This window comes from Marinomonas sp. 63XJN7_9_ISO-PGPR-S23-217 (assembly GCF_056173515.1).
Genome location: NZ_CM149678.1, coordinates 2,504,903 through 2,522,475, shown reverse-complemented (window position 1 = coordinate 2,522,475; position 17,573 = coordinate 2,504,903). Strand labels below are relative to the sequence as shown.

The following is a 17,573-nucleotide window of genomic DNA, read 5'->3' as shown; positions in this document are numbered from 1 at the left end:
ACATTATATGAATACCCTATCGATGCTTCATTCTATTAAAACCCATTATCAAATAATGATGTATAATTTCACTTACTGCTATTCCTTATCATTTAACAATGTTTCTTACATAAATTATAAACAATAGAAATTGCCCATCCGTGGGCACTATCTACCTTTTCGGTAGGTTTATGTTCATCGTTGCGGAATCTTACTTCCAGTCCTAATCTCAGCTGCCTATGCGGCAGGACACAAATGTACCTACTGAATCATTCTGTGCAACGATTTACCAGCTGCCTATGCGGCAGGACACATAACGAGCAACTAGCTTTGCTACCGTATACATTTACCAGCTGCCTATGCGGCAGGACACTACAGCTATTTCAAAGAATAACTTTAACTTACAATAATGTAGAACAATTTTATAAAAAATACCAAAATTCTCGGGTTGTTTCTAGACGTTTGATTTTTATGTACTTTATTTCTACCAAATTAAATTGGTAACAGTGCTTGATGCTGCGAGTTAGTTGAAAGTCCATATGAACACACTCCAAAACAGGTATCATTAGCCTGCGTCAGAGCTACATCATACCGTTGAACTTTTAGCATATAAGTCCTACCAGATTGTGAACTATCCATTGGTATTGAATGGTAAAAATCAATTTCCTTGGGTTGAGCATCAACAGGATTAAACTCTTCGCCTCTCTCTAACGCTCTTATCTTTGCTCTACGAAGCCTTCTAGCCTTGGCTGCTGGCGTAAGCTTGTCTATTGACTGATTTCGCACGTATTTAACCCATGAGTTTGACTGTTCAAGAACAATAGGATCGCTTATTTCAAAAAGCCTATTCTCTGTCATCATTTGATAATACGGCTGCTGAATCAGCGTATTAAGTTGATCAACTAAAGGCGAGACAAACATCAGCTGGTTACCAACACTAATTTGAGACCATTTAGGGAAAGATACGGCAATATTTGAGATGCTATGCCTGCTCATAAAACCATGCAACACCTTAATACAGCGCCCAGCCAATAAAGCATGATCACAGTTCTTTGGTAGATACGTAACCACAACACCATACAACATCAACTTTTGGCTCCTTGAAACATTCCCCCTTTCACGAGTACTGACGCAATGAAGTGGATATCAGGATTTATACTCGCGGTAGAACTTGAAGCAGACAATTCTTTTAAATAGGACGGTAGTTTTTGTAGCAATTGGTAAAAATCGCGCTTTGTCTGAGGGTGACGTCTAGCAATTAAATTTGCCTGATCAGCAGCATATTCACTTACTCTTAAGGGGAAATCGCAATGTTCATCCCACCAGTCATCGATAATTTGTATTCCCGCTCCTACCTTATCGGCATTAAAACAAGCAGTCATAACGCCGTCTATGTCCGTTGTTAAAAGCATTTTACTCGCGACACTTTTATCGCCGTTATCTAGGAAACACTGGCTTGGAAATACCTCAGCACAGAAAGGCATCTTAACCTCAGCCCAAACATCACAATGCCAAACGTAACGAGTATTGGTCAGTGCTAAAGCTAACTCAGAAGCAAGCTTGTCTAGTTCGTTATGTTGATTATCTGGCCATTCAGAGTTCCAATACAAGCGGTGAGCATTAACAAAACTAAAATCACTTCCTTCACTTGTTTTTACAAATACGTTAAAAGCATTACCTTCCTTGTTACGCCACAGCCAGGTTCCAATAGCAATATTTTTCGCGTAACGCCTAGCTAATTCGATATAGCCTCCTTTGTCAGCATAGGCACTAACAAAATCAGAAATATTGCTCTTAACTGACTGATCTGAACAACGGTCTGGCACTAATGAGTTTGCACAAACTCGAATAGAGAAACGGCAAACGAGACATTCTGCTACTGGCGGCAAATAGCAGGTATCGACAGTATGCGGGTTACCCATAGAAAGGTTATGTAATGTGGCAGATTCCTTAATACCTTTGGATGTATGAGCTTCGCTGAAACCACTTTTACTACCTCGAATTTTAATACGCTCAATTGGAAGAGGTAAAAGCTGCCCATCTCGGCGATAGTAAAAAATCGCCTTACTAGGGTTAATTGATCGCTTGTAGCTAAGTTGATTGGGAAGTTGCATTTGATTCTCCACAAACTGGGCCTACTTGTAATGTAGTACAGCTTTGAGAGATAGGCAGATATTGCCAAAAAATTTGCTTTTCAATATTACTTGCTGCTCTTATCACGTCTATGCTGCGCTCACGATTACACAGGCTTATAAGCGGCTCACAGAATGCATGAATACCAGAATCTACCTTACGAGATCTTATAGGCTCTAAAAGCCTATAACCCACTAGGCAAAGCGCCAATTTAGCTCTCTCCTTTAACAGCTCCAAATTCTGGGATAGGTCAAAACCAATGCCTCTAACCGGTGCCAGCCAATTTCCATCAAAGAGATGTAGCGCTATGTAATGCTTCAAACTGTTTGAACCATGAACCAACTCGGCCCATTCAGTTTGTTCATATAAAAATGGCGGATGAAGAGAGCCTCCCCACAATCGCTCAGGTAAAACTTGCTTAAACAGTTCTACGTCAAGCTTATCTGTAAAGCCAGAGTGTTTATGAAGCTTAACCACTATAGAAAACTTACCATCAAAACTGCACTCTGGAAGAATGCCGCTGCGCCTAATACCCATGTCCTTTTCTGGAATACTATAGGCAGGCAACTTATTTTTGTTAATTACTTGATATTGGTTACAGTGCAGTGCAAAGCTTTCAACACTCACTTCTGGGTAACATTCTGTTAATTGTCTCTCGAAACGATGCAAGAAGCCATATAACCCAATCATGGATGGCATCCCTGCCACGTATGGATTATTTAAACCGTTAGCCTCAGTGAGTCGGAGATTTTTTAAAACGAGATACAATTCTTCTTCATTGTCAGATGTAACCTTAGCGCTTATAGAAAACGCCCTTTCAAGAATACTTACTAAACGCTTCTGAGTTACCCCTAACAATCGCTGATGGTAGCTATAGCCTCGAGTATATTTATTGTACTCAAGTACACCATGAAATTTCCGATTCAAATAGCGTGAGAAGTCCTGTAAGTCTGTATCTTTTGACCGAAGAAAATAATGTTCTTCATCGCTTAGCTTGTTTGTTTCAGCAACATCTTTACCAATGAGCTTTAGGCGTATAAAGGGTGCGATCCATTGACTTAAAACATCATCTAATTGCTTCAATACCAAAAGACGAGTGCGTCTTTTAAGCCTTAGCGAAGAATAGGTATTAACATCTATGATCTCACGATAAAGACTGACAGCTTGCTTGCAAGTAACTGGATAGACATTAAAAACGCCTTGCTGCTCAGCATAGGACAATGTAGTCAAAGACCTACGCAACAAAGGGGACTGTTTTATAAAGCGCATATGGCCGCCCATACAACCACACAGAACACCTAGCGCACTGGGGTGAGGAAAACTCAATGTCTGAATAGGAACACCTGAAATACTCTGAATGAGCAACTGATCAACATGAGACGCCACAGGGGTAACAGTTAAGTAATGATTATCTTTATATGGAAACAACAATTCATGGGTATGCTGATCAATCTCTTCAGGAAAATGGCTACCTGAGAATAGCTCTTGGAGCTCTTGCTTTATTGAATACAAAGATGACTTGTTTATCCCTAGCTTGTACGCAGCTTTACGCCAAGTCACGTCATCATCAAGCCATACTGAGACTAAAGAATGCTTACGGCTTCGCCATAGAAAAGTACTGGTGAGCATTCGACCAATTCGATAGTCACTGCTATTCCCCGCCCAACCAAACTCGGGTAACTCTCCGTTTTGAGGAATAACTCGTATTTGGTGTTTTAGGCTAACACGCGAATCTGGCCATTTAAGGTTGTGCGTATGTAGTTGCGAGGCGACTTTGCGAAACTTAGTCCAAAAAAGAGCGCTATTTAAAGTCGTTTTAGCATTTTGAATATTATCCAACCGACATTCGGCTTTACTGGTTAAGTTGACCAAGATAGCTAGACACAGCAGTTCTTGATCAGTCACATCAACCAAGACCGAATTCAACTCAAATAGCTTTTTAGCGATATCGTTAAAGTCTTTAAGGCTAAGTGAGTTTTCTGATGAAAGCAGTGCTTGAAGTGAATCCATAAAAACCACTACCACGCTGATTGGCTAAACTGACATTTAGAATAGGACAATGCTAAAGAAGCAACATCTCTTAGCCGAAATACTGGGTTGTGAGACTCCAGTTTACCTTCATTTCGTAGCCGCCTCCCGACAACTAAAATCCCTGACTCATAAAGTCGATATATATCATCAAGTTCTGAACCGATTATAACGGCAGCCTCTCTAGCGGACACAAGGGTATCGCCAATATTGGCAATCGTTGAACGTGCTTCGTTGATCGCTAAAGTGATAACAACACCGGCAATAAACTCTTTGATTTTTAATGGTAAGCAGCTAATTGCAGAGATATCATCTAGAAAATCATTGGATATTTGAGCAAACGACAATCTATTTGGCTTCTCCGTTGCCAGCAGTAAATTTTGCTCGATTAAACCATTTAGGTACTCATCAATATGACGACGTGGATCAACAATGAAGTCTTCATAAGCTAACAAAGGAAAAAACTTATCTGAAAATACGAGCACTGCTAATTTTTCGGAAAGAGAGCAAGAACCAATTACTTCATATACTGAATCGTCACGCCAGCTATCAAAGCCAACCTCTCTATGTGAGTTTTCTAACAAATTCTGACCACAGATGCATCGTCCAGAGTCTTCAGAGTTCATGTAGTTCAAAGGGATATGACATGAAGGGCAATTTCTTAGCAATTTAATGCCATGCTTCTCGCAGCACTCAACCTTGTTGATGTGCCAATCAAAACGAACATAATTCGATTCTATCAAGCATTCTGGACAAATAGGGATAATCGTCGAACAAAGAAACCCTCTGGGGATAATGATCTGTTTATAACGAACCTCGGCATACTGCCCAAGGTCTACAGCGTTGGTATGCTTGAAGCAGATATCCAGTAATGAAAAGCGTGACAGGCCGACCAATTGCTCAAGCAGTTGCATCGCCTGCACACGCTGGGCGCTGCTTTGCTTTGCGTGATAAATGTTTACAACATCAAGAGAAAGTGGAAATGCCCCAGCAATAGTGGGATGGTGCTCTTCCAACCAAGACTTCACCTCAATCGAAAGGTCACTGTAATTCTCAAAGTGATTTGTTCGTAAGCGTTCATTCTAGGGAGTCATTGACAGCCACTGACTCAGAGTAAGGGCGATTTCAACGGGTTGTCTGCGAACAGTTGCTTCCATCGTATTGGTGTTAAGTCCGCGATGTCTTTGGCTGGATGCTGGCTGACTCGTTGCAAGACATCCGTTAGGTAGACGTTCGGGTCGATGTCGTGCAGCTTGCAGGTGCTGATCAAGCTTTGGATGATGCCGACATGTTCGGCGCCCAGTTCTGTCCAACAGAAGAGCCAATTCTTCTTACCCATTGGGATGGGTCTTATCTCTCGCTCTAGGTGGTTGGTGTCCATGGCAACGTTTGGATTTTCCAAAAAGACCATCAGTTGGCGTTTGCGCTTTAAGGTGTAGTTCAACGCTTTCATCCAGGTATCGTCTGGTAATAGGTCAGCCCGTTGGGTTTGTTCTTCGCAGAAGGCAAAAAATTGATCCACTAAGGGCTTACTGTGTTGCACTCGGTAATCTTGTTTTTTCTCATCTGACCAACCTTTCTGTTTGATATGGCTTTCGTACTGGTACAAGGCGGCAATCAGGTTCAGCGCGTGGGTGACGGCCTCGGTTTCTTCCATTTCGGCTTTCAGTAGCTGACGACGCATGTGCACCCAACACTGAGCATGAGTGACCTCCGGTGAGGTGGCTTCGTAACGACTGTAAGCGGCATAACCATCGGTCAGTAAGGTACCCTGCCAAACATGATCCAGTAAGTCTTGGATGTGTTTCATGCCACGGCTTTGGGAGAAGGTAAACACCACTTCGTCCTGCTCGCCATAGATGGGCCAAAAATACGCTTGCTTCATTTTGCCGGGTTGGTTGCCTACCCCAGGCTGGCGGGTGGCTTTTATCGGTGTCTCATCCATGGCCAGTACCTTGCTGTCCAGCACACTAATCAGTTGCTCTACCACAATGGGTCGTAACAGTTCGATCCCGCGTTTGGTGAGGTTTGTGAGCGTTGCACGACTGAGGGTGATGCCGGAAGCGCTAAGCTGTTGGTGTTGACGATAAAGGGGTAAGTGATACAAGAACTTATTAACCAGTAAGCCAACGATAAAACTCACATCCGCGAGGGAACTGTCAAAAATCAGATCCGGCTGTGGCGCGGTAATGAGCTGTTTACTGGTTTTGTGCTTCACCACCTGACGTTTGGTGATGACGACTTCATAGGCACTGGTTTTTTGTACGATGCGGCTGACGTCTTTGAAGCCGACTTCTTCGTATTCGTGCGCATTGGGGCCTTGTAATTCGTCCGCTAAGATAACCTTTTCACGAACCGGTATAGACTCATCAAAACGCAATCCGGTGATGTTAATTTCATTGCCTTTACGAAACTTGGGCGCTTTGCCACGAACATTGGCAGACTCAGGTTTGTCCTTCTCAACGATAGACTCTTCTTCTACGCGGGTTGGTTCGGCTGACATCGGACCCACGATATCAGCGAGGGCTTGTTGATCTGGTGTGAGTAAGGTACGACGTTCGCTTTTCGGCCCAAATAACTCACGCTTTAGCATGTGCACTTCCGCTTCGTATTGGCGGATTCTTGAAGACATAGCTTCGTTTTCAGCACGCAGTTTTTCGACCTCATTCGTGTGAAGCAAGTCGATGTTTTTGAAGGGTAAAATAGGTCGGTAAGTGGCGTCATTCATGGGGTTGGATTATACCATCCAACTTGTCATGATGCTCGCTTGTAGCGTTTAAATTGACGATATTTTTCGACTTTTATGCCCGCTAAGAGGTGCTGCAATTCAATCACACTTAGGGCGTGTTTAGCGTTTTCTGATGACGCATAATTGAACTGCCCCTGCGACAGTCGTTTACACCAAATGCAATAACCAGAGGTGTCAAAATAGAGGATTTTCATCTGGGTTTTGCGCCGGTTAATGAAGACAAAATACCCGATGAGTGGGTTTTCTTTGAGGTGTTGTTTGATCAGCCCTAATAAGCCACGATAGGATTTACGCATATCTGTGGGTTGGGTATGCAACCAAATTTTAGCATTGGGATCGGGCAGGAACATCAGTCACGACTCAATCGAAGCTCAACACCATCACCTAAACACAAGGTAATGTTCCAACGTCCAGTACCTGAGAGAGTGGGCACCTGACTGAGATCGATAAAGTCTGAGTGACTAGAATCTGGCGAGGCTTTAGTTCCCGAAAAATGCTGACGCCATTTACTAAAACTGGCGTAACTCACCTGATGCTGTTCGCAGTATTGAGGGGCGGATAAGCCAGACTCGGCTTGATCGTCAATGATTTGTTGCCATTCAGAAGAAGAACGACGGGTATAGGGTTTGGTCATGGGTTGGACTCCGTTATCGGTGATGAGATGAAAACGGAGTCCAGTGCATATACCGGAGCAATCCGGACACCCATTCCGATATAACTCGGACACCCATTCCGTTTTTATCCGGACACCTATTACGCTCTAAACCGGACACTTTTTGGCTTTCCCCGGAATCCCTGTCCGGATTAGCGTAAACCCTGTCCGGATTCACCGGAATCCCTTCGTTTTCTCTTTTAAATCAATCGCTCACTACACTTGGTTACACCTAATACGTTGCCAGGAAGTGATCATGACCAGAAAGAGAACCTCAATGACCAATATTAAAGAGATTTTGCGTCTCAAACATGAGTGCCATTTATCCACGCGGCAGATTGCTTCTTGTTTGAATGTCGGCCGCTCTACCGTGTCCGATGTCCTGACTCGTTTCAAACAAAGTGACTATTATTGGCCCCTTGCCAGTGACGTTTCCGATACCGATCTGTCTAAAGCGCTGTATCAAGAAAAACCGGCTAATCGCCTGAAAGTGATGCCGGACTTTGCGTACTTTTTTATCGAACTCAAGCGCAAAGGGGCGACGAAGCAATTGTTGTGGGAAGAATATGTTGCCGAGCACCAAGAGCGCACTTATGGCTACAGCCAGTTCTGCGAGTACTTCCGTCGTTGGCTCGCCACACAAAAACGCAGTATGCGTCAACTCCATACCGCAGGTGACAAGTTATTCATTGATTATTGCGGACCGACTATCCCGATCGTCAATCCGGAAACGGGCGACGTTCGCCACTCACAAGTGTTTGTCGCCACACTGGGAGCGTCTAACTACACCTACGTTGAAGCCAGCGAAAGTCAAAAGCTGGAGCATTGGCTACAGTGTCACGCCAATGCGTTTGAACACTTCGGTGGCGTTCCCGCTTTATTGGTGCCAGACAACTTAAAAGCTGCCGTGACAAAAACAGATCGTTATGAGCCGAAACTCAACGACAGTTATCGTCAGTTAGCGCATCACTATCAAACCGCCATTATGCCGGCTCGTCCCTATAAACCCAAAGACAAAGCCAAGGCCGAAAATGCGGTTCTGATTGTCGAACGCTGGATCATGATGCGCCTTCGTCATCGCACCTTCCATACCCTAAGAGAGCTGAATAATGCGGTTCGAGAGCTGATGAACGCTCTGAACCAACGGCCGATGCAAAAGATTGGCGTGAGTCGCCAAGCCCTTTTTGACACCCTCGATAAACCCGCGTTGAAACCGTTACCGATGCAGAAGTATGTCTACACAGAACATAAACGCGCCAAAGTGGGACCGGATTACCACATTGAGTACGCAAAGCATTATTACTCGGTACCGCATCAGCTTGTGGGTCAATATGTGACGCTGGAAGCGACGTCGCAGATCATACAAATCTTCCATCAAGGTCAGCCCGTCTCGTCTCACCCAATCAGCCGAAAAGACTATGGTCTGAGCACCCACATGGAACATATGCCGAGCCATCATCAACATCAAAAATGGTCACCAGAACGCTTAATCGGATGGAGCAAGCAGATTGGTGTCGCCACCGAAAACGTCATCAAACAACAGATCCTGTCCAAAGCCCATCCAGCCCAAGCCACTCGTCGCTGTCTTGGCATACTGAGTCTCGCGCGCAAACATGGGGATGTCCGCCTAGAGCAAGCCTGTCAGGATGCCTTACTGGTCAACAAACCTTCTCTGCGCTTTATCCGAAATCTGCTCGATCATCATCGGGAAGGCACACTGTCTCTTCCTTCTGACTCGACACCCGACACCCCGCACAGCAATGTTCGCGGGCCACACTGCTACCACTAGGAGAACAACATGAATCACCTGACTGAACAACTCAAAATGCTGCGACTGAGTCATGCCGTTACCGCGTTAGAACAACAACGAGAACAGTTAACCACCTATGGAGAACTGGACTTCGAGCAACGTCTCACACTGCTCCTTGACAGTGAGCTGCTAGGCAGAAATCATGGCAAAATCGAACGGCTCAAACGACAAGCAAAACTGCGCGTAGAAGCCAGCGCCAGCCAACTACTCTACAAAGAAGGGCGTGGACTAAAGCGCATCCAACTAGGAGAACTGTTGACAGGAGGTTACCTGCAAAAGCATCAAAATATCCTCATCACAGGCCCAACGGGCGCGGGCAAAACCTATGTTGCCTGCGCCCTTGCCTCACAGGCGTGCGAGCAACTTTATAGCGTTCGCTATCTGCGCCTGAGTCGACTGCTGGATGACCTCAGCCTTGGCCGCTTAGACGGCACCTATCAAAAACAACTTGCCGCCCTCGCCAAAAAGCAGCTGCTGATACTCGATGACTGGGGGATGGAAAAACTCAGTGCCGATCATGCAGGCCATTTATTAGAGCTTTTAGAAGATCGTTACCAAACCAGCAGCACGATCATGATCAGTCAACTGCCAGTGAAAGAGTGGTACAACATGATAGGCAATGCCACGGTTGCGGACGCTTTACTGGACCGTTTAATCCACAACAGTCACCGCATAGAACTAGGAGGAGAATCGATGAGAAAACTGGCGCAATCCGGACACATGGAGTAAAACTAGAGACTGAGAAAATGAAGAGAAAAAGGTGTCCGGATTAAAACGGTACCGGTGTCCGGAATCAGCGGAATATGCATCCAGTTTAGAGTGCAAAAAGATGGGATGAAATAACGGCGTAGAATGAACGCTTACATTTGTTCGGCATAGTCGGAGCAAAGCACTTTCGAGAGTCTCATCTTCATATAGATCGATTGGGTTAGGTAAGAAGCTCATTGGCACACCTATTTTCTAAGATATACTTAGAAAATAGTATGTTTTGTGAATTTTGCAAGATGGTACATAGATTTACATATACTTCATTCTTCGATTGTCGAATGCAGGCATCGTACCTTCAAGCACATTTACTACTTTGTTATTAATTATGTTGCACTCAATAGCACCAGGTGTATATGTGATGTTGTGCCCGTTTGTTCGATCAAATTCACAGTGAATTATCTGCTCTGCATCACATACAACGGCAAGATTTGGGTTGTGTGTAACCATAATAATCTGTCGCTTTTGTTTTGCTTCAGTTAACACTGGCACAAGTAAACTAACAATTGTTTCATTGTCTAAGTTTTCTTCAGGTTGATCTAAAATAATGGGGGTATTACCCTTATCCACAAGTAAGTAGAAGATTAAAAGTAGCGCACCTCTTTGACCTGGTGAAAGCTGTCCAATGTGCGCACCTTGGAACATTAATGTATATCTCGGTTCAAGGTAACTTAGGCCAAATATGAGATCATAAACTTCATTTGATGTACGATCTATACGCAACAATGTAGCTATGCCTGCTGGGGCTTTAGAAGCATTTTCCAACTTTTGGTGTAACTCTTGAATAAAGGCGATAAGCGAATCTTCGTTATCAAGATCATTTCTATCCATAAGCTCTTTGATTACTGAAAGGCTCTCGGACTCGCCTCTAAACTCTCCAGATGCTTGCTTTACAATGGAAAATAGTTTGTTAGCAATTTGCTCCGTTGTAGTATTCAGTTCAGCCTTAAACTGCAATTTATATTCGTCCCGGATCAAAGTGTTGCTTTGGATGAGAGATTGAACTGGCTCAAAAAGAGATTCTCTATTAGCTTTTTGTTCATCAAGAGCCCTGAATATTTGACGGGCTAGAACTAACCGCTGCTCAAGTAGATCTTGTCTTCGATTTGGAAGTTGATCTAGTTGAGACTTTCTATGCTTTACACCCTCAAGAGTATCTGGCTCATCTTTGGATCCCAATAATGCGACTCTCTTTTCTTCCCAAACTTTAAGCTGCTCTTTGTATTGCTGAAATGCTTGCTGAGGTGCATTTAGTTGCGCACTTAATGGAGTTTTCTTATCAGTAAGGGATTGCTTATCAGTATCAAAAGATAATTGAGATTCCTTTAATTCGTTATCTCGATTAGTACAGTCCGCTTCTAAATCTGAAATTATTTTTTCATCAATTTTTAACTTAACTAAATTTTCGATATCCAAACCCAGAAGTTGGACATCAGAGCTAAATTCAGAAGTAAATTGACCTACAGCGCGTTTGACAATTTCAAAGCCTGCCCTGATGTTCTTACATGCTTTTTTCTTTGCAGCTAGCTTAGTAAGCTCTTCACGATTTTGTTCATGTTGTAGTTTTATTTTTTCAAGTTCATGACTAATCGTTAGAAGTTGCTCAGCAACATTTTGCTGTTCAGCTGTTAGCTCACTCGTTGGCTCTAGAACTTCTTCGGGCTTAAGTTTTATTAGCTCATCCATTAGTCTCTGTTTTTGAGATAATAACTCTTCGAGTATTTTCCGCGCTTCCACGGTCATCTGACTCTCGATGAATGCTATTTGTTCATTTACCTTGTGCAATTCGCTGCGGTAGCTTTCGACTTTACTTCGAAGTGAACTTTCTTGCTGTTCAATAAGTCCTTCAAAGTCATAAGAACCCAAACGAATAGAGTCATCAGCATGTGAGAAAATCACAGATCTCAATTCTTTCTCGAATGCATCGGACTGGCCAGATACATGTGCATTACATAGCTCTTCAAAATGTCCTTGGGGGATATATTTTACTAGTTCAACATTTTCAGATGCTGGGTTTTCATTTAGATTTTTATCCAGCTCTTTACCATCACCCCATGTTACTTTTGCATTGAAGTAACTTGCTGGCTCACCTGTTTTCCCCCTGAATCGCTTCTCTTTTAAGAAAGAAAAATGGTGGCTTTGTTTGGAATTGCCAAGTAGTGCCGCAATATCTGCTAATGCGCTTTTACCACTCCCCTTATTACCAATGATTGCTATTAGATCATGGTTTAGATGCACTTCAGTTTGATCAAGCCAGGTATCTGAAAGTGGTGCACCGCTAGATTTACTGACTTCTAACTTTTCGATGAAACGACTTCTATTTTCACTTACAAGTTGTAGCTTTGGAGGAGTAGCTCCAATAAATGATCGTTTTGCTGGTTCCTTTATCGCTTGCTTTAACCCTTCAAATGTTGGGTTCGCTTTTATCCATGTCGCTTTTCCTGACGGGTAGTCGCCATATCCTCGGCGATCATTATTTCCAGGTTCACCAGTAAACCTGTGAGCATCACTGCCTGAAACGGCAAGCCTTGGTACATTACCTAATGCGCGTTGGAAATCACTAATCCAATTTCTATTTGTATCTGTCTCTACCGCAGCAAAAGCAGCCCAAAGGTCGGGGGTTCTAGTTTCAAATATCGGTGATGTGTCAAATAAACCTAGAACGTAGGCATAATGTTCTTGCCACTTAACGTCAGCCAAACCATCGTTTGTGTTGAATGGCATAAAACCAAGAGCCATCTGGTTAGGAACATTTAGTATTGCCTGCTTATAACTTTCACAAGAAATTTCCGCAATTGTTGAGCCAGCTTTTAAAGCAGTATCATCAATACTATCAACATTTTCTTTGCTAAAACCTTTTTGCCTAAGTAAATCTTCACCGACATGGCGCGCTAAGCATTTTAAAGAGTAATCGGATAGAGGGCGGTTGATAAGAGCAACATTAAGTGCAGTTCGAAAATCATGCAGAACTTGATCATCTATTTCATTAGAGAACAAAACATGAGCATTTAGTCGTCCATCCATTGGAGCGACTAATCGTAATTCAATTCCTGGAAAAACCGTCTTTTCAAGTTTTGGAGCCTCAGGTTGTGCCAAGCGCTTTTTTAACGCGAACCAGCCATCAAACGTCCAATAATCCATTATTGCGAAGACAGCAGGCTCAGCTGCGTTCAAGGCATGGATCATTTCATCGATAAGCCGAGTATTGTCAGGCGAGTTTGGATCTGAATTAAACTTTTGGCCATCCCAATGAAAGGATGCAGGTGTGTGAATATGTAGGTCCCATTTACGCCATTCAGAACCACGAGGATAGTCGCTTTTCTTCATTACAGAATCCTTGTATAAAATAATCCTCTGAGTCCAAAAAACTTCTAAAGTTAACTGGCTATTTTCGAATATCAGAGCATAAATTGTTTATTATCAAATTAAAATTAGACGTTAAAATGAAGGAGAAAACTAGACTAAAACTCATTAGCTATTAGTGAAAGAAGTTGATCCATCTCACTTTCACTGAGCTTTGATGATGCAATTATTAACTCAGACAATTTATCATCATCACAGTACAAATAAGCTACTGGAACCCCCAACGCATCTGCCATTTTCTTCGCCATAGCAAAATCTGGGGCATGCTTGCCTGTCTCGTATTGGCTAATACGAGCAGTGCCATGAGATCGATCATCAAACCCTAGTTTATTACTGAGTTTTTCCTGTGTGAGCTTGGCCAACTTGCGAGCACTCTTTAGTCTTTGAGGTAATGGGCTTTGCATAATCCTAGCTACTTAAAAACGTAATCTAAGATTTTCTTAGCATAGAGACCAAAAGTATATTAAGGAATCCTTAGAAAATGAAGTGCTGGAGTTAATTAAGACCATTTATTGAACAGCGTGACTATCTCTTCGATAGAATCTGAGTCAATGTCATAACTTCGGAAAGCCTTCTAGGCTCTATTGAAGCGCGATGAGAGCTATCTCCACGAATGTACTGAGAATGCATTTCTACTTCACGGATTTTGATTTTTTCTTTTGGCAGATCAAAAGGATTTTCATTGCCAGGATAGAGGTTTTTAAATGCATCACTTAGAGATTGCTTAGTAAGAGGCTTACTACTGATAAAACATAGTTTAATTGCCTCCGTCAGCAGTGCTTTGAGCTGACGAATCTCACCACATGAAGCAGCAAAAAGAGAAAGGCTAATTTCAAACTCCGTTAAGCTATTTTCAACTTCGATTGGAATTGATTGCTCTAATAGCTTTAGAAGCTCATTGTATTCTTTTGGCCGCTTTGACAAACTCAAATAGTTCAACGTGTGCCTTCTGGTTGCAAGTCGAGAGGCCCACTGAGAGTCATTAAGTATTTCATCAATCCAAGGCATACCTGCAAGAACTATCGGCACACCAGCCTCTTCACTTATAAGCTTTAAACGATTCCCTATGGCCTGACGATCACGAGCGCCTTTAAACTCAATCAGCTCTTGGAACTCATTAATTATAATCAACTTTGTATTCTTAACTCTTAAAGCATCAAGCAGCCTGTTTGTAAGATGAGCATCACTTTGGGTTGTTTTATGTCTGTGGGAGCTTGAACCAAATACACCTAGGTCACATAAAAGCTGCCTCGTTGTATCTTCGACAGTCAGTTTACTTGGTACACGCGATAGTAAAATGGGAAGGCTTTCTGATTGATTTTGATTTTTTGTTTCGCTGAAGTAACGAATGATGGCTGATTTACCCGTTCCAGTATCACCGCATAGAAGCATTGAAAGCTGATCCCCACCAATTTCGGCACTTTGATAAAGCGACTCTAAATCAGCTAACACTTCACGAACGGGGGCATAAAGACAAAAAGAGTCTTTAAACTCTCGAATCTTGGACATATTTGCATCGGTAAGGCTCAAGGGAGTCAATCCTTATTAAACGACTGCCATAAGGCCTCTAACTCAGAAACATCGTCACTAGAGTCTGGATCTTTAGCCTCATGAGTAGGTGATACTATATCGACATTACCTGCATTCCTGACTGTCTCGCTACTGTATCCTTTATGCTGGGCTACTTTTTTACTGGTTGATGTTTTAGTTGATGACTTAACCTTATCATCATGCCCAGCAATAATATTTCGTATTTCCTCTCTACAAACGGCCAAATCCTTATCTGATTTTCCATATAGACGGTTTTTTGCTCTCGTTAACGACTTGTTTATCAAGTGCTGATCTAAACTCAAATTGTAAGTGTATACATTATCTACACAAGGTACGGTTAAATATTGATTTAACTCGGATAGATAAACATAGATTTTGCTCACATCATCTATATCAACTTTAATTATGACTTTTTTCCGCTGGTCAGATTCAGGTGGCCAGTAACTCTTGCGGTAATCGGATAAAGCTTTTGAATCATAACGCAAAAGTTCATGGGTAATTCCGGAAGATTGTAAAGTTTTAGATTTTTTCAGTCCGGCAATTTTTGGCAGGTCTGCAATATCTTGCTCATTTAATTCTGCAGGAGGCAACTTATCAAAACCTTTTTGCCAAAGAAGCGATGGCACCCTCAACCCTCGACTATCTGAAGAGCAATTGTAGACTTCAGCCATCCACTTCTCAAAACCGTGAACAAAATTACTAAATTTAATTGTTGCCTCTTTAACAGAATCATATTCATCACGCACTTCCAAACTACGAAAGGTTTTTCCCTCTTGCTCATCCAGTAGCAGATCGTTAATCGACCTAAAGTTACGTTCAATAAATGGTTTAAGCCATGGTTTACGTACAGGATTATATTGAATGTTTATACCCAGTTCGAAACACATTTGCTCAAGTGATTTAGACCAAAATTCCGCGCCATTATCGACAACCAGGACTTCAATTTTTCCATAACAAGGCCATTCAATACCCCATAATTCTTGAGACTGATTTTTAGGTAATAAAGTATGGCATATGGCCTTTGCCACAGAAGCAAAACTTGGCGCTTTGAATGTTAAATGATAGCCAACTATGCAACCACTGAAGATATCTTTAAGGAGTGTTAGAAACGGCTTACCAATAGGCTTGCCTGTAATATCGTCAAGCAAAATCAAATCCAATGGCGTATGGTCTATTTCTACTCGTTGCATGACTCTTTCAGGTTTAATTGTGCCTCCCTTATAGCCAAAAATCATATCCGCTTTGTACTTTCCATAGCGTTTTAACATAATTTCATAGGAATTGTATTTATCTATCCTGTCGTAAAACGCCCTTTGCGACATCGGACGAATGCTTTCACCACCATTTTGATCAGCAAGGAGACACTGGTCTTTGTAAAATCGATAGGCACTGGCTACACTAGGACGCTTTGCATCTAAAAAAAGATCAATTGCTGCTTTTATAAAGCGTTCATGACCTAAGTGTAGTTTCTTATTTCGATTTCCCTTGCAATTGTGTCTATCGGTTAGAGCAACCAAAGCATCGCACTGCTCTAACAATTTATTATGCCACCTTACCGCAGTACGCCAGCTTGGCATTGTTATGAGCCTATTTTGTGAAAAATACTCCTCAAATAAAGGCTCAATATTTTTCTGAGTCCACCCCCCAGTCAGTCGACTACGGAGAAATAGTACTAATTCATATCTTGCGGTGGCTTTTTGGCTAATATCTTCAGGGAATGAACCTAGGTCAGAGCCAAACGAGAAACGATCACTGGTATGAGGTTGCTGATCTGAGGAGTCTTCATAGATAATTTGATCTTCAAACTCATCATCAAACATATCTTAAGCCTCATTTAACAAAGAGTGCTCACATAGAAGCTCGACCTCTAGGTCTACTTTTATCATGCCTATTCCGATAAGCGTTGCGCAAGCTGCGAAACAGTCTCCAACAAGAACGTCAAGCTTATTAGCCAGCTGTCTAATAGAAAGGCTTTTCGCGTTTTTTATGTGATGTAATACAAGTTTGTGAAGCTCAGACAAAACAGAGCTTGAGTATCGATGAAGCACTTTAAGATTAGCTAGCAGGTTTTCGTTACGTATTTGTTTTTCAGACACCAGAATTAATTTGTATCCCAGAGCATTGTAAGCAGCCCTTTTACAATCAAACTCTTCGCGAAACTTCTGAGTAGAGTGAATCTTTTCAGGTTTTATCTCAATGTATTCAACCTCACCTGTATCCTTCACGATCTTGAAGTCCGGTGTATAACGGCGAACTTTATTGTCTGCTTGATACTCTATGCCAGTCGGCTGGGATTCAAATGAAGCAATGGAGGGAGAAAATTCAAGATGAAAACAAGCGTCAAACTCTAAACCGCTCTCACACATAATAGTTGAACGATTTTTTCTACTGACGAATTTGTAGATGTTTTTATTTGGGCTTGGCTTGCGGAGGTTGCGATTGTACATAACCATACCTGTAAGTTGTAACTAAATAACAACTTAAAAATAGACTATGACATCATATAGTTCAAATTTGACAGCTTATGCTTCCAATTTGTCAGC

At 42.3% G+C, this 17,573-nt stretch carries 14 protein-coding genes; 2 read left to right on the top strand and 12 right to left on the bottom strand.

Going from position 1 to position 17,573, the window contains the following annotated elements; all coding sequences use genetic code 11:
• Positions 1-471: 471 nt before the first annotated feature.
• The 7 genes from cas6f to tnpA all read right to left on the bottom strand — a co-directional run bounded on the left by cas6f (position 472) and on the right by tnpA (position 7,523).
• Entirely contained in the window at positions 472-1,065 is a 594-nt protein-coding gene (gene cas6f / locus AC0VYI_RS11760; protein ID WP_475449816.1) for a type I-F CRISPR-associated endoribonuclease Cas6/Csy4, read from the bottom strand.
• A complete protein-coding gene (csy3, locus tag AC0VYI_RS11755; protein ID WP_475449506.1) occupies positions 1,065-2,093 on the bottom strand; it encodes a type I-F CRISPR-associated protein Csy3 in 1,029 nt (342 codons plus the stop codon). The genes cas6f and csy3 overlap by 1 nt, the downstream gene beginning before the upstream one ends.
• Positions 2,071-4,122, bottom strand: a complete 2,052-nt coding sequence (locus AC0VYI_RS11750; protein WP_475449504.1) for a type I-F CRISPR-associated protein Csy2 — start codon at positions 4,120-4,122, stop codon at positions 2,071-2,073. The genes csy3 and AC0VYI_RS11750 overlap by 23 nt, the downstream gene beginning before the upstream one ends.
• Before the next feature lie 8 nt (positions 4,123-4,130).
• Positions 4,131-5,156, bottom strand: a complete 1,026-nt coding sequence (locus AC0VYI_RS11745; RefSeq protein ID WP_475449502.1) for a TniQ family protein — start codon at positions 5,154-5,156, stop codon at positions 4,131-4,133.
• A 92-nt stretch (positions 5,157-5,248) separates the two neighbouring features.
• A complete protein-coding gene (gene tnpC, locus AC0VYI_RS11740) occupies positions 5,249-6,868 on the bottom strand; it encodes an IS66 family transposase (protein ID WP_475443559.1) in 1,620 nt (539 codons plus the stop codon).
• Positions 6,869-6,894: 26 nt separating this feature from the next.
• Complete coding sequence (gene tnpB / locus AC0VYI_RS11735; RefSeq protein ID WP_067021190.1) at positions 6,895-7,239, bottom strand: IS66 family insertion sequence element accessory protein TnpB; 345 nt, start codon at positions 7,237-7,239, stop codon at positions 6,895-6,897.
• Positions 7,239-7,523, bottom strand: a complete 285-nt coding sequence (tnpA, locus tag AC0VYI_RS11730; protein ID WP_475443557.1) for an IS66 family insertion sequence element accessory protein TnpA — start codon at positions 7,521-7,523, stop codon at positions 7,239-7,241. The genes tnpB and tnpA overlap by 1 nt, the downstream gene beginning before the upstream one ends.
• A 274-nt stretch (positions 7,524-7,797) precedes the next feature.
• On the opposite strand from tnpA, the gene istA reads away from it, so the two are divergent.
• Complete coding sequence (gene istA / locus AC0VYI_RS11725) at positions 7,798-9,330, top strand: IS21 family transposase (protein WP_475443430.1); 1,533 nt, start codon at positions 7,798-7,800, stop codon at positions 9,328-9,330.
• 9 nt (positions 9,331-9,339) lie between these two features.
• Entirely contained in the window at positions 9,340-10,080 is a 741-nt protein-coding gene (istB, locus tag AC0VYI_RS11720; RefSeq protein WP_475443432.1) for an IS21-like element helper ATPase IstB, read from the top strand.
• A 288-nt stretch (positions 10,081-10,368) separates the two neighbouring features.
• Here istB and AC0VYI_RS11715 read toward each other — a convergent pair whose 3' ends face one another.
• The 5 genes from AC0VYI_RS11715 to AC0VYI_RS11695 form a co-directional block, all read right to left on the bottom strand.
• Complete coding sequence (locus AC0VYI_RS11715) at positions 10,369-13,443, bottom strand: TrlF family AAA-like ATPase (protein WP_475449500.1); 3,075 nt, start codon at positions 13,441-13,443, stop codon at positions 10,369-10,371.
• A gap of 134 nt (positions 13,444-13,577) precedes the next feature.
• Positions 13,578-13,883, bottom strand: coding sequence for a helix-turn-helix domain-containing protein (locus tag AC0VYI_RS11710; RefSeq protein WP_475449498.1), 306 nt, complete (start codon positions 13,881-13,883; stop codon positions 13,578-13,580).
• Between the two features lie 121 nt (positions 13,884-14,004).
• Positions 14,005-15,009, bottom strand: coding sequence for a TniB family NTP-binding protein (locus AC0VYI_RS11705; RefSeq protein WP_475449496.1), 1,005 nt, complete (start codon positions 15,007-15,009; stop codon positions 14,005-14,007).
• 5 nt (positions 15,010-15,014) lie between these two features.
• Complete coding sequence (locus tag AC0VYI_RS11700; RefSeq protein WP_475449494.1) at positions 15,015-16,850, bottom strand: Mu transposase C-terminal domain-containing protein; 1,836 nt, start codon at positions 16,848-16,850, stop codon at positions 15,015-15,017.
• 3 nt (positions 16,851-16,853) lie between these two features.
• Positions 16,854-17,477 carry a TnsA endonuclease N-terminal domain-containing protein gene (locus AC0VYI_RS11695; RefSeq protein WP_475449492.1) on the bottom strand — a complete coding sequence of 208 codons (624 nt, stop codon included), beginning with the start codon at positions 17,475-17,477 and terminating at the stop codon, positions 16,854-16,856.
• Positions 17,478-17,573: the final 96 nt, after the last annotated feature.